At 53.5% G+C, this 16,901-nt stretch carries 15 protein-coding genes; 6 read left to right on the forward strand and 9 right to left on the reverse strand.

The window, feature by feature from the left end; genetic code table 11:
• Nucleotides 1-79 precede the first annotated feature (79 nt).
• Complete coding sequence (locus FOB24_RS14925) at nt 80-997, reverse strand: LysR family transcriptional regulator (RefSeq protein ID WP_038641248.1); 918 nt, start codon at nt 995-997, stop codon at nt 80-82.
• 103 nt (nt 998-1,100) lie between these two features.
• Here FOB24_RS14925 and FOB24_RS14930 point away from each other — a divergent pair, with 103 nt between their 5' ends.
• A complete protein-coding gene (locus FOB24_RS14930) occupies nt 1,101-2,186 on the forward strand; it encodes a tartrate dehydrogenase (protein WP_137350742.1) in 1,086 nt (361 codons plus the stop codon).
• A 384-nt stretch (nt 2,187-2,570) separates the two neighbouring features.
• On the opposite strand, the gene rnd is transcribed toward FOB24_RS14930, so the two are convergent.
• The 5 genes from rnd to FOB24_RS14960 form a co-directional block, all read right to left on the reverse strand.
• Complete coding sequence (gene rnd / locus FOB24_RS14940; protein WP_038641255.1) at nt 2,571-3,686, reverse strand: ribonuclease D; 1,116 nt, start codon at nt 3,684-3,686, stop codon at nt 2,571-2,573.
• Between the two features lie 84 nt (nt 3,687-3,770).
• Nucleotides 3,771-5,456, reverse strand: a complete 1,686-nt coding sequence (gene fadD / locus FOB24_RS14945; protein WP_123261005.1) for a long-chain-fatty-acid--CoA ligase FadD — start codon at nt 5,454-5,456, stop codon at nt 3,771-3,773.
• A gap of 204 nt (nt 5,457-5,660) precedes the next feature.
• Nucleotides 5,661-6,245 (reverse strand): Slp family lipoprotein, encoded by a 585-nt coding sequence (locus FOB24_RS14950; protein WP_038641259.1) that lies wholly within the window; start codon nt 6,243-6,245, stop codon nt 5,661-5,663.
• A gap of 95 nt (nt 6,246-6,340) precedes the next feature.
• A complete protein-coding gene (tsaB, locus tag FOB24_RS14955) occupies nt 6,341-7,036 on the reverse strand; it encodes a tRNA (adenosine(37)-N6)-threonylcarbamoyltransferase complex dimerization subunit type 1 TsaB (RefSeq protein ID WP_137347822.1) in 696 nt (231 codons plus the stop codon).
• Nucleotides 7,037-7,094: 58 nt separating this feature from the next.
• On the reverse strand, nt 7,095-9,005 hold the full coding sequence (locus FOB24_RS14960) for an ATP-dependent DNA helicase (RefSeq protein WP_150345107.1): 1,911 nt from the start codon (nt 9,003-9,005) through the stop codon (nt 7,095-7,097).
• A gap of 140 nt (nt 9,006-9,145) precedes the next feature.
• Here FOB24_RS14960 and FOB24_RS14965 point away from each other — a divergent pair, with 140 nt between their 5' ends.
• On the forward strand, nt 9,146-9,490 hold the full coding sequence (locus tag FOB24_RS14965; protein WP_042307863.1) for a RidA family protein: 345 nt from the start codon (nt 9,146-9,148) through the stop codon (nt 9,488-9,490).
• 6 nt (nt 9,491-9,496) lie between these two features.
• On the opposite strand, the gene FOB24_RS14970 is transcribed toward FOB24_RS14965, so the two are convergent.
• Nucleotides 9,497-9,676 carry a YoaH family protein gene (locus FOB24_RS14970; protein ID WP_003020986.1) on the reverse strand — a complete coding sequence of 60 codons (180 nt, stop codon included), beginning with the start codon at nt 9,674-9,676 and terminating at the stop codon, nt 9,497-9,499.
• An 83-nt stretch (nt 9,677-9,759) separates the two neighbouring features.
• Here FOB24_RS14970 and pabB point away from each other — a divergent pair, with 83 nt between their 5' ends.
• From pabB to FOB24_RS14990, 4 genes are all read left to right on the forward strand, one after another.
• Nucleotides 9,760-11,121, forward strand: a complete 1,362-nt coding sequence (gene pabB / locus FOB24_RS14975; protein ID WP_150345108.1) for an aminodeoxychorismate synthase component 1 — start codon at nt 9,760-9,762, stop codon at nt 11,119-11,121.
• A gap of 3 nt (nt 11,122-11,124) precedes the next feature.
• Nucleotides 11,125-11,703 (forward strand): CoA pyrophosphatase, encoded by a 579-nt coding sequence (locus tag FOB24_RS14980; protein ID WP_038641269.1) that lies wholly within the window; start codon nt 11,125-11,127, stop codon nt 11,701-11,703.
• 183 nt (nt 11,704-11,886) lie between these two features.
• On the forward strand, nt 11,887-13,251 hold the full coding sequence (gene sdaA, locus FOB24_RS14985; protein WP_038641271.1) for an L-serine ammonia-lyase: 1,365 nt from the start codon (nt 11,887-11,889) through the stop codon (nt 13,249-13,251).
• Nucleotides 13,252-13,381: 130 nt separating this feature from the next.
• Nucleotides 13,382-14,983: an EAL domain-containing protein gene (locus tag FOB24_RS14990; RefSeq protein ID WP_150345109.1), complete on the forward strand. Its 1,602-nt coding sequence runs from the start codon at nt 13,382-13,384 to the stop codon at nt 14,981-14,983.
• A 6-nt stretch (nt 14,984-14,989) separates the two neighbouring features.
• On the opposite strand, the gene yoaE is transcribed toward FOB24_RS14990, so the two are convergent.
• Both yoaE and FOB24_RS24655 read right to left on the reverse strand, forming a co-directional pair.
• Nucleotides 14,990-16,549: a CNNM family cation transport protein YoaE gene (gene yoaE / locus FOB24_RS14995; protein WP_038641275.1), complete on the reverse strand. Its 1,560-nt coding sequence runs from the start codon at nt 16,547-16,549 to the stop codon at nt 14,990-14,992.
• Nucleotides 16,537-16,746 (reverse strand): protein YoaL, encoded by a 210-nt coding sequence (locus FOB24_RS24655; RefSeq protein ID WP_072014731.1) that lies wholly within the window; start codon nt 16,744-16,746, stop codon nt 16,537-16,539. Before FOB24_RS24655 ends, yoaE begins: the two co-directional genes overlap by 13 nt.
• Nucleotides 16,747-16,901: the final 155 nt, after the last annotated feature.

Consider the following 16,901-nt stretch of genomic DNA (forward strand, 5'->3'; position numbering starts at 1 on the left):
TGTAAATGCGTCATGGTTGCAAAAAAGGCAGATTATTCTGCCTTTTTTAATTTTCGTCCTTTGCCAATCTGCAACACCTTTATTCCAACGTAAACTTCGGGTAGTTTTCGGCAAAATAGCGGCGCAAATACTCAACGGTAATACGGATTTTTGCCGACGTCGCCAGGCGTGAAACATAAACCGCCCAAATATTTGCTGGTTGATAATACTCAGGCAATATGTGTATCAGATGTCCGCTGGCAATGTTGCCACAGACATCCCACCACGAACGCAGAGCAATTCCCTGGCCGTCAAGACACCATTGATGCACCACTTCGCCATGATTAGATGACAAAGGCCCGGTCACTTTAATTGAGTGAGTCCCCTCTTTATTGCGCATTTGCCAGATACCAAACGGATGGTCACGCTCTTTAATGACCAGACAGGGAAAAGTAGAGAGATCGTTCAGTTGCTTCGGCATTCCATGCTGCGCCACAAACTCCGGCGAGGCGCAAAGAATGCGATAGTTAGTCGCCAGTTTACGGGCAATCAGATTAGGTGCGATATCATCCCCGATACGAATATCGAGATCGACGCCCTCATTCACCAGGTCCACCAGACGGTCTTCAACATCGAATCTCAGCTCCAGCTGTGGGTACTCTTTCGCCAGCGCAGACAACGCAGGAGCCACCACCCGGCGGCCAAAACCAAAACTGCTGATAATACGTAACATCCCTTGCGGGATCTGCCTGACATCGGACAGCTCGTCCATCATCTGATCGACATCATGCAGGATCCGCTGCGCCCATTCGTATATCCGCTCCCCCTCTTCCGTTATGGTCACCCGCCGTGTTGTCCGGTGTAATAGCACCACGTTCAGCGTCTGCTCCAGGAGGGCTACACGCTTACTGATATAAGCCGGTGATACGCCCAACTCTTCGGCAACGGCGGCAAAACCCGCGCGGCGCGCAACCAGCATAAAGACGCGCAAATCATTTAACAGCGGCAGATTATTCATGATCTGTGTTTTATGTTTCACCAGTTAGGGGGATTAACTATCGTTCAGTCAATTATAGGATGAGGGGAAAGTCAATTTTGATGGCGTACAAGTGAGAGCTGCTATGAAGAAAACCTATCGTATTGCCGCTATCCCCGGAGATGGCATTGGTAAAGAAGTCCTGCCTGAAGGCATTCATGTGTTACAGGCAGCCGCCGAACGCTGGGGCCTGTCGCTTAGCTTTGAACAAATAGAGTGGGCCAGTTGCGAATACTACGCCCAACACGGCAAGATGATGCCGGATGACTGGCGTGAACAGCTGCAATCCTTCGATGCGATCTATTTTGGTGCCGTGGGCTGGCCGGACACCGTCCCGGACCACATTTCACTATGGGGTTCGCTGCTTAAGTTTCGCCGCGAATTCGATCAGTACGTTAACCTGCGCCCGGTGCGGCTGTTTCCCGGCGTCCCTTGTCCGCTGGCGGGCAAACAGCCGGGAGACATTGATTTCTACGTCGTGCGTGAGAACACCGAGGGGGAGTACTCTTCCCTCGGCGGACGTGTGAGCGAAGGTACCGAACACGAGATGGTGATCCAGGAGTCGGTTTTCACCCGTCGTGGTGTCGACCGTATATTGCGTTACGCCTTTGAACTGGCGCAAAGCCGCCCGCGCAAAACGCTAACCTCAGCGACTAAATCAAACGGTCTTGCCATCAGTATGCCCTACTGGGACGAGCGCGTCGAAGCGATGGCGGCCAACTATCCAGAGATCCGCTGGGATAAACAGCATATTGATATTCTCTGCGCCCGCTTTGTGATGCAGCCGGAACGTTTTGACGTCGTGGTCGCTTCCAATCTGTTTGGCGATATTCTCTCCGATCTCGGTCCGGCCTGTACCGGTACAATTGGCATTGCGCCATCTGCCAACCTAAACCCGGAACGCACCTTCCCGTCCCTGTTCGAGCCGGTACACGGTTCAGCCCCCGATATCTACGGTAAAAATATCGCTAACCCAATCGCGACAATCTGGGCTGGCGCGATGATGCTCGACTTCCTTGGTCACGGTGATGCCAACTATAAGGCCGCCCACGACGGCATTCTGGCGGCAATTGAGCAAGTTATTGCCAGCGGCCCGAAAACGCCAGATATGAAAGGTAACGCCACCACACAGCAGGTTGGTGAGGCCATTAGTCGGGCATTGCGCCTTTAAGCTTCGTGCCATTAAAAACGGGAGCACCCGGCTCTAATACCGATCAGTTAAGCATGTATGGAGAACATGTGATTCTTACTCAGGATTCCGTTCACCTCAGCGCTGTCATTTCTTGAAACGCAGTTACCCGTGAACGGGCAAGGGAGGCTCACCGCCTCCTCCCTTGCAACCCAGGCTCCCGGCGGGATTGTAAAGGGCGTGGCGGAGAACGCCCTTTATACGCTCACAGGAATCAGTGTCTCAGAGAAACGATGAACATGAGGTGAACGGAACCCTTTCTCTGATATTGCATGTTCATTACTTCCGCTAATACTGGTTGATGCTTTCTGATACTGAGACGCTAACTGACTAGCATTAAAGCACCCGGCTCCCTTTTTAGCTTGCTTACTGCGGATACTCCAACAGCAGCGCGTTAAGACGCTCAGCCATCAGTTCGCCACGCCAGCCGGAAATCAGCTCAGGCAGGGATTGCTGCGGCTTTAATTTCCAGTGCCAGTTGAGCAATTGGTTGATCTGGCGGCGTGAAGCCAGCAGCTCGACGCTGAGATTTTGCTCCGCACTGACTTCGGCAACCAGCGCCTTAATGGCTTTGAACGCCTTGCGGTAGCCTGGCATATCCATCAAATTCAGTAGCGGTTGCGGCAGCGACGCCTCCGGTAAAGCCTGCGCTTTCTCGACAAGGGAAATCAGCGTCTTGCCGTGGAAGCGAATTTCGCTGCCGGAAAGCCCCAGGCTGTCCAGTTCGCCCAGACTACCCGGCATATAACGCGCCACCGCCCATAAGTGTTCCTCACGCACCACGAAGTTTACCGCCAGATCGCGCTCGCGCGCTTTACGCAGTCGCCAGTCGGCAAGCAGTTGCAGACAGGCCAACTGACGGGTACGCAGTTGCCAGGCATTGGTGATCTCGCGCCAGGCATCCTCGGGCGCCAGAATCTCCTGGCGACGCTGCTGCATTAAGCGACATTCGTCCAGCGCGGCGGGCAGCCAGCCGCTGGCTTCGGTTTCAGCCATCAGCGTTGTGGTGATCGGTAACAAATACCAGACGTCAGCCGCCGCGTATTCACACTGACGCTCGGTCAGCGGCCTGGCCAGCCAGTCGGTACGGGATTCGCTTTTGTCCAGGGCTATGCCAGTAAACTCTTCCACCATCGCGGCAAACCCCCACGACAGCGGACGACCGCAAAAAGCGGCGAGGATTTGCGTGTCAATCAACGGCTGAGGGAGTTCACCAAAGGCATTGAGAAACACCTCCAGATCTTCACTACCGGCATGCAGAAACTTGGTTATCGCCGTATCACGTAAAATATCGCGTAGTGGCGACCAGTCAGTGATCCCCTGTGGGTCAATCAGAGCAACGTGTTTGCCATCAAACAGCTGGATCAACCCCAACTGCGGATAATAGGTACGCGTGCGAACAAATTCGGTATCCAGGGCTATCGCCGGAAATTCACGGACGGCTTCGCACAGCGTGGCCAACGCGTCGTCCGTAGTGATCATTTGATAATTCAAATCGTGCTCTCTTAGGTTTACGCCAAAAAAAACGCCGGATTACCCGGCGTTTTCTGCTGGCTGACTTAACGCTCAGCCTTTATTGTCCACTTTGGCACGTGCTTCGTCACGTAATTCTCGTCGCAAAATCTTTCCAACGTTAGATTTTGGCAACTCATCACGAAACTCCACCAGCTTCGGTACTTTATAGCCCGTCAGATGACGACGACAAAAAGTGACCAGCGCCTCTTCGGTTAACGAGGCATCTTTCTTCACCACGAAGATTTTCACCGCCTCACCGCTGCTGCCCGATGGAACGCCAACCGCAGCGACTTCCTGTACGCCAGAATGTTGCATCACCACGTCTTCAATTTCATTCGGATAAACGTTAAAGCCGGACACCAGGATCATATCTTTCTTACGATCGACAATCCGCAGGAAGCCTTCATCATCCATCACCGCAATATCGCCAGTGTGCAACCAGCCGTCTTTGACAATTTCATCAGTCGCATCCGGTCGCTGCCAGTAACCCAGCATCACCTGCGGACCTTTCACGCACAGTTCACCCGGCTCTCCCGGCGGCACTTCGTTATCGTCGTCATCCACCAGCTTGACCTCGGTGGAAGGAACCGGTAAACCGATACTGCCGCTGTGGTAGTCGATATCGTGAGGGTTGACGCTCACCAGCGGAGCGCACTCCGTCAGGCCATAGCCTTCCAGCAGATACTGACCCGTCAGCTTCACCCAACGCTCGGCCACCGCCTGTTGAACCGGCATGCCGCCGCCTGCCGAAAGATGTAGCGAGGAAAAATCCAGTTGCTGGAACTCTTTGTTATTCAGCAGCGCGTTAAACAGCGTGTTAACGCCAGTCATCGCGGTGAAGGGGTATTTCGCCAGCTCTTTGACCAGTCCTGGAATATCGCGCGGATTCGTAATCAGCAGGTTTTGACCGCCCAGCTCAATAAACAGCAGGCAGTTCATTGTCAGCGCGAAAATGTGATACAGCGGTAAGGCCGTTACCACCAGCTCTTTACCCGGATGCAGCAACGGTCCGTAGGTGGCGTTAACCTGCTCAAGGTTAGCCAGCATGTTGCGGTGCGTGAGCATCGCGCCTTTCGCCACACCGGTTGTCCCACCGGTATATTGCAGAAACGCCAAATCTTCCGACACCACTTCAGGCTTCACATACTGCATGCGATAACCGTTTTGCAGCGCACTGCGAAACGAGATGGCATCCGGCAGGTGATATTTTGGCACCAGGCGCTTAATGTACTTCACGACAAAGTTAACCAGCGTCCCTTTGGCGGTAGAAAGTTGATCGCCCATACGCGTCAGGATCACGTGTTGCACCGACGTTTTATCGACCACCTTCTCCAGCGTGTGAGCAAAGTTAGACACGATGACAATCGCCGACGCGCCGCTGTCATTGAGCTGGTGTTCCAGCTCGCGAGGCGTGTACAGGGGGTTCACGTTCACGACGATCATGCCAGCACGTAAAATCCCAAACAGGGCGACCGGATATTGCAGCAGGTTCGGCATCATCAGCGCGACGCGATCGCCCTTTTTCAGCCCGAGCCCTTGTTGCAAATAGGCCGCAAACGCCCGGCTGCGCTCTTCAAGCTTGCGGAAGGTCATCACCTCCCCCATGTTTACAAACGCGGGCTGATCGGCATAGCGCCTTACTGAGTGTTCAAAGAGTTCCACCAGGGATTGATAACGGTCAGGATTGATCTCCGCAGGGACACCAGCGGGATAACGGTTAAGCCAAACCTTTTTCAATACATCACCTCTAAAATGCATATTCGTCGTCATCACAACCCCAGGCAATAAACAAACTGTTAACATAATATTAACTCAGCGTACCAGTTTGTTTATTACACAACGACAAGGTTGCGAAGCACGTCACTATTTATTTTTCTTATATCCACATTAATGCAGAAACAGCGGACGAGCCGCTGTTTCTTTTACTAATAAAACAAAGAGTTACTCAGTTACTATGGTCTGAACCTGTGCCGGACCGGGATTGTACCATCCCCATCCGCCGTAGCCACCGTAAGGCCAGCCACGCGCGCCGTAGAACCAGGGGTCGATCGGCTGAGGCGGCATAACAATCTGCTGAGTAATATGCCAGCGTTTATAACCGGTTACCTGCATCAGCATGAATTTATACGGCGTACTGCCAATTTTTCCGTCCACTGTTCCGCTAATCGGACCGACGACGGTAACCAGTTGACCACGAAAATCCACCGGGTCGAGAAAGCCGTTTACATCGGCAAAAATTCGTCCGCGAGAGGCTTCGCCCAGCACGGGGCGCGCCCCGCTATCGAGAGGAACCGTGGCAATTTCCAGACGGGATTTCCCCTGCTGGTTCTGAATATCCACCACTTTGCCGCCGAAACGCGCTTCCTGTCCGACATAAAGCTGCGGCGCATTCATCACCCGCACCAGATCCTGCTGTGGCGTAGGGCTTGAGCCTTTAATCGCATCTGGGATGGTAACGCAGCCGCTTAGCATTAACGCCAATACGCCCGCCAACACACCTTTCACTACCTGCTTTTGCACCGCCATATTGCGACTCCCTCTTCTTAGCGCCTGCCCCGGAAAATTCACCGATGCGGGTCACTGACGACTGCGCGAATTAACCGGGGATGTACTACTAAGATTCATTCTTTACCGGGAAGTTTCTTCCACGCCACGGTGTTACGTAAATAAACCGGTTCAGCATGTTCAACCGCCACGGTCTTACCGGCAGCCAGCAATTGCGTGGCGACAGGCAGCATGTCTTCAGCCGCCGGCAGCAGAACACCGCCATCGCTCAGCGTCAGGCCGCTGTCTTTACCCAGTTCAGGCCAGGCAGGCCACCCAGTTCCGACAGTGACCCATTCGCCAGACAGTTGCAGCAAGCGTTCATGTACTTGTTCAGGCGTTAACACGGCTTCGGTTTCTTCACCGCGCCAGATGCCATTTTCATCACGCTGGTATTCGGCCCAGTAAACCTCGCCCATTCGCGCATCAATCGCCGCCAGCACGCGGGTGGCGCCAGACTTACGCCAGGCCCCCTGCGCCATGGTCGCCAGGGTAGAGACGCCGATCATCGGCAAATTCGCGCCTAACGCCAACCCCTGAGCAATGCCAATCCCGATACGTACGCCGGTGAAACTGCCGGGGCCGCGACCAAACGCCAGGGCGTCGATATCGGATAAGGCTAATTCGCCAGCGGCCAGGATCTCCTGGACCATCGGTAAAATTCGTTGGGTATGTTCTCGTGGGCAAAGCTCGAAATGAGCTTTGATAGTACCGTCATTCCACAGGGCAACAGAGCACGCCTCTGTGGCGGTATCGATAGCCAGAATTCGCATGGGTGTTTGTGATCAGATCAATAAATTTGGCGCGCATCTTACCACACTCCGTAACAAATTACTCAGTCGATGGTATGGCAAGAAAACGGACAGCACGCGCAATGTCACGCGTGCGCGGCGCAGGCGGAAGACTCGCCAGGAAGGTAGCGCCGTAGGGTCGCATCACCAGGCGGTTGTCGCAAATTACCAGCACGCCGCGATCGTCTGCGTCACGAATCAGCCGTCCTACGCCCTGTTTCAGGGTGATTACCGCATCCGGGAGTTGAACCTCGTCGAAGGGATCGCCGCCGCGCAGGCGACAGTCTTCCATCCGGGCTTTTAACAGCGGGTCATCCGGCGAAGTGAACGGCAGTTTATCGATAATGACCAGCGACAGCGTATCGCCACGCACGTCTACCCCTTCCCAGAAGCTGCTGGTAGCAACCAGTAACGCATTACCTGCGCTGACAAACTGCTGTAACAGTTGCCCTTTACTGGTTTCGCCCTGCAACAGGACCGGCAGCGTCATGGTGGCGCGGAATTGTTCTGCCAGATCGCGCATCATCGCGTGTGAGGTACACAGCATAAAGCAGCGACCGTTGTTTGCTTCAATAATGGGACGCAGCATTGACGCTAACTGGCGCGCGGCTCCCGGCTGGTTGGTTTGCGGGAGATTACGCGGCACGCAGAGCAGCGCCTGACGCGTGTAATCAAAAGGACTCGGCAACAGCATCGACTCGGCGTCATCTATGCCCAGCCGCGCAGTGAAATGATGAAGGTCATCGTTTACCGACAGCGTCGCGGAGGTAAAAATCCAACAGCCCGGCTTTTGTTCCATCACTTCTTTGAATTTATCCGCCACGGTGAGCGGCGTTAGCGCAAGAGTGAAATGGCGGGAGGTGCATTCATACCAATAGCTGAAGCCTGGCTGGTTAATCTCTTTCAGGTGCTTCAAACGGGCGCGATAAAGCGTGGCACGCTCAAACGCAGCATCCAACAACGCCGAACGTCCAAGAGACAGTTTCGCCACGTCGTAGCACAGCTCCAGCGTGTCATCGAGCAACAAAAACGCGCGCTGCACACGCTGGTCAGCCAGCAGTTCGCGCAGATTGCCGCGATAGCCCGGCTCGCCAAGTTGCAGGCGGAAGTCCTGCGCGCTTTGCGCCAGGCGATCGGCGCACTTCTGCAACTGCTGAGTGTCTTTCAGCTCGGTGCGATAGGCAATGGTGATGTCTTTCGCCAGGTCTAACAACTGACGACTGGAGAGCGATTGACCAAAGTACTGGCTGGCGATATCCGGTAACTGATGCGCTTCATCGAAGATCATCACTTCAGCTTCGGGGATCAGCTCGCCAAATCCGCTCTCTTTCACCACCATATCAGCGAGAAACAGATGGTGGTTGACCACCACCACATCTGCCTCCATCGCTTTTTTACGCGCTTTAACGACAAAACACTCTTTGTACAGCGGGCAGTCGCTGCCCAGACAATTGTCGTTGGTGCTGGTGACCAGCGGCCAGGCCTGAGAATCTTCCGCCACGCTGACGCAGGTACTGATGTCGCCATCAAGGGTTTGATTTGACCAGGAGCGCAGCAGAATGACGTCGCTTAAGGTTTGTACCGGCAGGTCGCCGCCCGCCAGCGCCTGCTGTTCAAGGCGTTCCAGACACAGATAGTTGGAGCGCCCTTTCAGCAGCGCCAGTTTGCCGGTGAATTCCAGCGCCTTTGCGACGGTCGGGAGATCGCGGCTATAAAGCTGATCCTGCAACGCTTTCGAACCGGTAGAGACGATGACTTTTTTACCCGCACGCAACGCAGGTGCCAGATAAGCGTAGGTTTTACCCGTTCCGGTTCCGGCTTCTACAACAAGCGGCTGTGATTTTTCAATGGCATGGCTAACGGCGAAGGCCATCTGCCGCTGTGGTTCACGCGGTTTAAAACCCGGTATCGCTTTAGCCAACTGACCGTCTGCTGCAAAATCGTCCGTCACACTACCCCCTGTTCATTTGAACAGGGATTATGTCAGGCCAGCGGGTCTTTCGCCAGTTGAAGAGGTGACGTAGGCACAACATTATGGCAGTCTTGGCGCAACCTGAAGCCATTATGAAAAACGTAAATGAGGAATGATTTATGACAATTGTGCGCATTGATGCCGAAGCGCGTTGGTCCGACGTGGTTATCCATAACAACACGTTGTATTACACTGGTGTACCGGAAAACCTGGATGCAGACGCCTTTGAACAAACGGCGAATACGCTGGCGCAAATTGACGCAGTTCTGGAAAAACAGGGCAGCAACAAGTCACGTATTCTTGATGCCACCCTTTTTCTGGCAGATAAAAGTGACTTTGCCGCGATGAACAAAGCCTGGGACGCGTGGGTCGTTGCCGGTCACGCGCCGGTACGTTGTACGGTCCAGGCCGGGTTGATGAACCCGAAATACAAAGTAGAGATCAAGATTATCGCTGCGGTGTAAGCGACGTTACTCGTCTTCATCTTCGAAACGCGCCACGATCCGCTCGCCGGTATGGCTGGCGCGTAACTCTTCAGCAACCAGAGCAATCGCTTGTCCGCTGCTCATCCCTTGCGACATCAGTTCCTGAATACGCTCGACCGCTTTTTGCTGCTGCTCATGACTGAGTGAAGGTAAACCTGCAAACATTGTTAACTCCTGCTAAATTGTCTGCGCTAATTATTTCATGCTACCAGGCGGTTAGCCAGTAGAGTAGCAACGAGTCAGGACAGATGAAGACGTTATCTCCCGCAGTAATCACATTACCCTGGCGTCAGGACGCCGCTGAACGCTATTTTTCGACCTTAAGCCATCTCCCCTGGGCGATGCTGTTGCATTCGGGTCATGCTGACCATCCACATAACCGTTTTGATATTCTGGTGGCGGATCCCGTCGCCACGCTGGTTACGCGCGCAGAAGAAACCGTTGTCTATGACGGACACGCAACTGTACGCACGCTTGATGACCCAATGACGGTATTACATTCAGCGCTCAGCGCACGGGGGATTCACCCGAGCTGTCACCCCAATCTGCCGTTTCAGGGCGGCGCGTTAGGTCTGTTTGGCTACGATCTTGGCAGAAGATTTGAATTGCTGCCCACGATTGCCACGCGCGATATTGCCCTGCCGGATATGGCCGTCGGCATTTACGACTGGGCGCTGATTGTCGATCATCAGCTGCAGACCGTATCCCTGCTCAGCCATACCGATGTCGAAGCGCGGCTGCAATGGCTCAACGCGCAACAATCCTCAAAACGTGAGCCATTTACATTAACCTCGGCGTGGCAGTCCAATATGAGCCGTGCCCAGTACGGCGAAAAATTTCGCCAGGTCCAGAGTTATCTGCACAGCGGCGACTGTTATCAGGTCAATCTTGCTCAACGTTTTCAGGCGCATTATCAGGGCGATGAGTGGCAGGCATTTGTACGACTCAATCACGCTAATCGTGCGCCGTTTAGCGCGTTCATTCGTCTTGAGGAAGGCGCAATCCTCAGCCTTTCACCCGAACGGTTTATTCTGTTGGAAAACCAGCACATCCAGACGCGTCCTATTAAAGGGACGTTGCCAAGACATGAAGATGCTGATGCCGATCGTGAGCAGGCCCAACTGCTGGCGAACTCACCGAAGGATCGTGCGGAAAACCTGATGATCGTCGATTTAATGCGCAATGACATCGGTCGCGTTGCCGTGCCGGGTTCGGTACAGGTTCCGGAGCTGTTTGTAGTCGAGCCGTTCCCTGCCGTTCATCATTTAGTCAGCACCATTACCGCACGTTTGCCGGAATCTTTGCACGCTACCGACCTGCTGCGCGCCGCCTTCCCCGGCGGCTCCATTACCGGCGCGCCGAAAGTGCGGGCGATGGAAATTATAGATGAGCTGGAGCCGCACCGACGTAATGCCTGGTGTGGCAGCATTGGTTACCTGAGCTTTTGCGGCAATATGGACACCAGCATCACCATTCGCACACTGACGGCCACAAACGGACACATTTATTGTTCCGCAGGCGGCGGCATTGTGGCGGACAGTCAGGAAGACGCGGAGTATCAGGAAACATTTGATAAAGTGAATCGTATTTTGCACCAACTGGAGAACTGACACGTGGAATACAGCAGCCTGACGCTTGATGATTTTTTATCGCGCTTCCAACTCCTGCGCCCGCAGGTTAACCATGCCGCGTTAAACCAGCGCCAGGCCGCCGTACTGATCCCTGTCGTCCGCCGACCACAGCCGGGTCTGCTGCTAACCCAGCGATCCGTTCATCTGCGCAAACATGCCGGCCAGGTCGCTTTTCCTGGCGGCGCGGTGGACAGCACCGATGCCTCGTTGATCGCCGCAGCCCTTCGCGAAGCGCATGAAGAAGTGGCCATTCCGCCGTCATGCGTTGAGGTGATCGGCGTACTGCCGCCGGTCGACAGCGTCACCGGTTTCCAGGTTACCCCGGTCGTCGGCATTATCCCGCCTAATCTGCCGTATCGCGCCAGTGAAGATGAGGTTTCCGCGGTGTTTGAAATGCCGCTGGCGCAGGCGTTACATTTGGGGCGTTACCATCCGCTCGATATTTATCGTCGCGGTGATTCTCATCGCGTGTGGCTTTCGTGGTATGAGCAATATTTCGTCTGGGGAATGACCGCCGGGATAATTCGTGAGCTGGCTCTGCAAATTGGCGTCAAGCCCTGACTATACTTATCTTTACGCACGCCATAGACAACTTGAAACTCAGGTCACAACATTAGTAAAACCGCGGTTATCTATTAGTTTAATTCATGTGAATAGTTAAGCCGATCGCCGCGTTCCCTCTTACACTATGCGCAGTTATAACATCGTTACTGGAAAGCCCAGTCGCCCTGTAGGAGTATTATCGTGATTAGTCTATTCGACATGTTTAAGGTGGGGATTGGTCCCTCATCTTCCCATACCGTAGGGCCTATGAAGGCGGGTAAACAGTTCGTCGATGACCTGGTCGAAAAAGGATTACTGGACAGCGTTACTCGTGTCGCCGTCGACGTGTATGGTTCACTGTCGCTCACGGGTAAAGGTCACCACACCGATATCGCCATTATTATGGGTCTGGCGGGCAACGAGCCTGCTACCGTAAACATTGACAGCATTCCCGGATTTATCCGCGATGTAGAAGCGCGTGGACGCCTGCTGCTTGCACAGGGTCAGCACGAAGTGGATTTCCCGCAGAATGATGGAATGCGTTTTCATAACGGCAACCTGCCGCTGCATGAAAACGGCATGCAGATCCATGCGTATAATGGCGAAACCGTCATTTACAGCAAAACGTACTACTCAATCGGCGGTGGATTCATCGTTGATGAAGAACATTTTGGTCAGGATACCGCCAATGAGGTCAGCGTACCTTATCCGTTCAAATCCGCCACTGAAATGCTGGAATACTGCAACAGCACCGGCCTGTCCCTCTCTGGCATGGTGATGCAGAACGAACTTGCTCTGCACAGCAAAAAAGAGATTGAAGAGTACTTTGGCAACGTCTGGCAAACCATGCAGGCCTGTATCGATCGTGGGATGAACACCGAAGGCGTTCTGCCTGGGCCGCTGCGCGTTCCGCGTCGCGCCTCTGCCCTGCGTCGTATGTTGGTCTCCAGCGACAAGCTCTCCAACGATCCGATGAACGTGATCGACTGGGTGAACATGTTTGCGCTGGCCGTTAACGAAGAAAACGCCGCGGGTGGTCGCGTTGTCACAGCGCCAACTAACGGTGCCTGCGGTATCGTGCCTGCGGTCCTGGCCTATTACGATCATTTCATTGAGTCCGTCAGCCCGGATATCTACACCCGCTATTTCCTGGCGGCCGGTGCAATTGGCGCGCTGTACAAAATGAACGCATCTATCTCCGGTGCTGAAGTCGGCTGTCAGGGTGAAGTTGGCGTGGCTTGTTCTATGGCGGCTGCCGGTCTGGCTGAGCTGCTGGGTGCAAGTCCTGAACAGGTGTGTGTTGCGGCAGAAATCGGTATGGAGCATAACCTCGGTTTAACCTGTGACCCGGTTGCCGGTCAGGTACAGGTTCCGTGCATCGAACGTAACGCCATTGCTTCCGTGAAAGCTATCAATGCCGCACGTATGGCAATGCGCCGTACCAGTGCGCCACGCGTTTCACTGGATAAAGTCATTGAGACCATGTACGAAACGGGTAAAGACATGAACGCCAAATACCGCGAAACGTCCCGTGGTGGTCTGGCAATCAAAGTTCAGTGTGACTAATACTTAATTTTCGCCCATCTGCGACGGATGGGCGAATTTATCTCCCCTTCCTCGTCTACTGTAATTTTCCCCACTACACTTGCTCTGTTGCTTTTGGCTTTTGTGACCAACGGCTTATCGGGCGGCCCGCATGCATACAGCACAACGGATCATTAAAAACTATCGCCGGAATCGCTTATTTGTTTGCACCCTATGTGCCCTGGTAACGCTTATTCTCACGTTAACGGTCCGATTTATTTCGGAGCGTAATTTAAATCATCGAAATACCGTAACCTTTGCCAACCACGCGGTTGAAGAGTTGGATCACGTGCTTTTGCCCCTTCAGACCGGACGAGATGTGCTGTTGCCGTTGATTGGTCTCCCCTGTTCAGTCGCGCGTTTACCGTTGAGCAAGCATGCTGCCAGGCTGCAAACGGTACGCTCTGTCAACCTGGTTAAAGATGGGATTCTGTATTGCTCCAGCATTTTTGGTTATCGCAATGAGCCTGTTCGTCAACTGGAGCCTGAATTACCAAGCCAGGAGTCGCTACTGCTGTTATCAACCGACCATTCGATAATTAAAGGTAGTCCGATTCTGACACAATGGTATCCATCCTCTGCCGATGGTGAAGATGGCGTGCTGGAAATCGTCAACATTGAGTTATTATCATCCATGTTGCTTGAGCCACAACTGCCGCAGATCACCCATGCCAGCTTAAGCGTCGGCAATCGCCATCTGCTCTACGGACAAGGTGTTGTCGATACGCTACCTGAACTAAAGAATGAAAAACGCTACCAGCTCTCATCACAGCATTTCCCATTTACTATCAGCGTTACCGGTCCGGGCGCCAGTGAACTGGCGATTAAACATCTGCCAACACAACTGCCGCTGGCGGTGATCCTCAGTCTGTTAGTGGGGTACCTGGCGTGGCTGGCAACCGCCAACAGAATGAGTTTCTCCTGGGAGATAAATCTGGCCCTTGCCGCCCGGGAATTCGAGCTGTTCTGCCAGCCGCTGCTCAATGCGCAAACGCAGCAATGCATGGGGGTGGAAATCCTGTTACGCTGGAATAATCCGCGTCAGGGTTGGATCTCTCCCGAAGTGTTTATTCCCATCGCCGAGGAGCACAACCTGATCGTGCCCCTGACGCGTCATGTCATCGCAGAAACCATTCAGCAACGACACGTCTTCCCCATGAGCAGTCAGTTTCATATCGGGATCAATGTCGCCGCCAGCCATTTTCGCCATGGCACGCTGTTAAAAGATCTCAACCAATATTGGTTTAGCCAGCATCCCATTCAGCAGTTAGTCATCGAACTTACCGAACGTGATGCGTTACTGGATGTGGATTATCGGGTTGTACGCGAGCTAAATCGCCTTGGCGTAAAACTGGCGATTGACGATTTTGGCACTGGCAACAGCTCGCTCTCCTGGCTGGAAAAACTCCGCCCGGATGTACTGAAAATTGATAAATCATTTACTTCTGCGATCGGTACCGATGCCGTGAACTCAACCGTTACAGACATCATCATCGCGCTGGGAAAAAGACTGAATATCGAACTGGTGGCGGAAGGGGTTGAAACTCAGGCGCAGGCACAGCATTTGCGCCGGCACGGTGTACATTTATTGCAAGGTTTTCTGTATGCGAAGCCAATGCCGCTACGCGATTTTCCAAAATGGCTGGCGGGCAGCACGCCGCCGCCCACCCGGCATAACGGGCGACATAGTATGCCCGTTATGCCATTTCGCTAAACCCGATTACTCGTCTTCGTCGTGAGCAGGTTGTTCTTTAACAATGCGAACTAAATCCACACGATAGTCATTCGCTTCGACAATCGTAATACTCAGCGGCGCAACCTCGATAACATCGCCGACGCGTGGAATATGACCGTTAGCCGCGATGACTAAACCTGCCACCGTCGCGATATCTTCGTCTTCATCCACCAGCGTATCCACGTCCAGCGCCTGCTGCAATGCATGCAGGTCGGTTCCGCCTTTCACCAACCAGCCGCCGGCATCAGCAATAATTTCAGGCGTTTCATCGGCATCGGGGAACTCACCGGCGATAGCTTCTAATACGTCCAGCGGTGTAACCAGCCCCTGCACGACACCAAATTCGTTAGTGACGATCACGAAACTGCCGCGGGCACGACGCAGAACGCCCAACAGATTGATCGGGTCCAGCGTTTCCGGGACCACGATAGCCGGAGAGGCTGAGGCAATCGCCGCCACATCCACACCCTCTTCCAGCGCTACCAGCAGTTCTTTGGCACGGACGATACCGATAATTTCGTCCAGCTCACCGCGACATACCGGGAACAGGCTGTGCGGTGACGAAAGCAATTGCTCGCGAATTTCCGCTACGCTCAGGTCCGCATCAACCCAGCTAATCTCGCCACGAGGCGTCATAATGCCACGTAATGAACGCGAGGCCAGGGAGAGTACGCCGTTGATCATATAGCGTTCTTCTTCCACAAATGCGCCTTCCGGAACGGGCACAGGTACCGGATTGTCGGATTCCATCTGCGCGCTGGCCTGACGTTTACCGCCCATCAGACGCAGGATTGCATCCGCAGTCCGCGCACGCAGCGGCAGGGTCGACTGGTGGCGAATAAAGTTACGACGGGCAATCTGGTTAAACAACTCGATAATGATCGAGAAGCCAATCGCCGCATACAGATAACCTTTCGGAATGTGGAAGCCAAACCCTTCGGCAACCAGACTCAGACCAATCATCAACAGGAAGCTCAGACACAGCACCACCACCGTCGGATGTTGGTTCACAAATCGCGTCAACGGCTTGGAAGCCAGCAGCATCACGGCCATAGCTATCACGACCGCCGCCATCATGACCGGCAGATGGTTGACCATACCGACCGCAGTAATCACCGCATCCAGCGAGAACACCGCATCAAGGATGACAATCTGCGTCACCACAACCCAAAAGCTCGCATAGCCTTTCGTCTGCCCGGTATCATGTTCACGGTTTTCCAGCCGCTCATGCAGCTCTGTCGTAGCCTTGAACAAGAGGAAGATACCGCCCAGCAGCATAATCAGATCGCGCCCCGAGAACGCATAGTCCATTACCGTAAACAGCGGCTTTGTCAGCGTTACCATCCACGAAATCACGGACAACAAGCCCAGACGCATAATCAGTGCCAGTGACAAACCGATTAAACGCGCTTTATCTCGCTGTTTCGGCGGCAGCTTATCAGCCAGGATCGCAATGAAGACCAGGTTATCAATACCCAGAACAATTTCGAGAACGACAAGCGTGAGCAAACCCACCCAAATCTGCGGGTCCATTAATAATTCCATGACAAGCTCCTGCTTAAGGAATGACCAAACTGCGCGCTGAGGATCTCAGGCGTTAAAGCATTATGCAGAGAAAATTTGTGGCAAAAAGTGCCAATCTGACAGGCGCAAAGCGGCCTGAGGGTGAAATGACGTCGGTGACGATCCATATGGTGGGCTACTGCCCTATACTCCTGAGTAATTAAACAGATGCTAAACATAACAGAGACAACCGGTTTTTAGCAAAGATTTACCTTCCTTTGCAATAAGTTGTTTCGGAGATATTTTACCCTTCGAAATTTCTTTTCATCGGAAGTTAAATTACGGATCTTCATCACATAAAATATTTTTTTCGATATCTAAAATAATTCACGAA

It is taken from the genome of Citrobacter werkmanii, from assembly GCF_008693645.1.
GTDB classification, from domain to species: Bacteria; Pseudomonadota; Gammaproteobacteria; order Enterobacterales; family Enterobacteriaceae; genus Citrobacter; species Citrobacter werkmanii.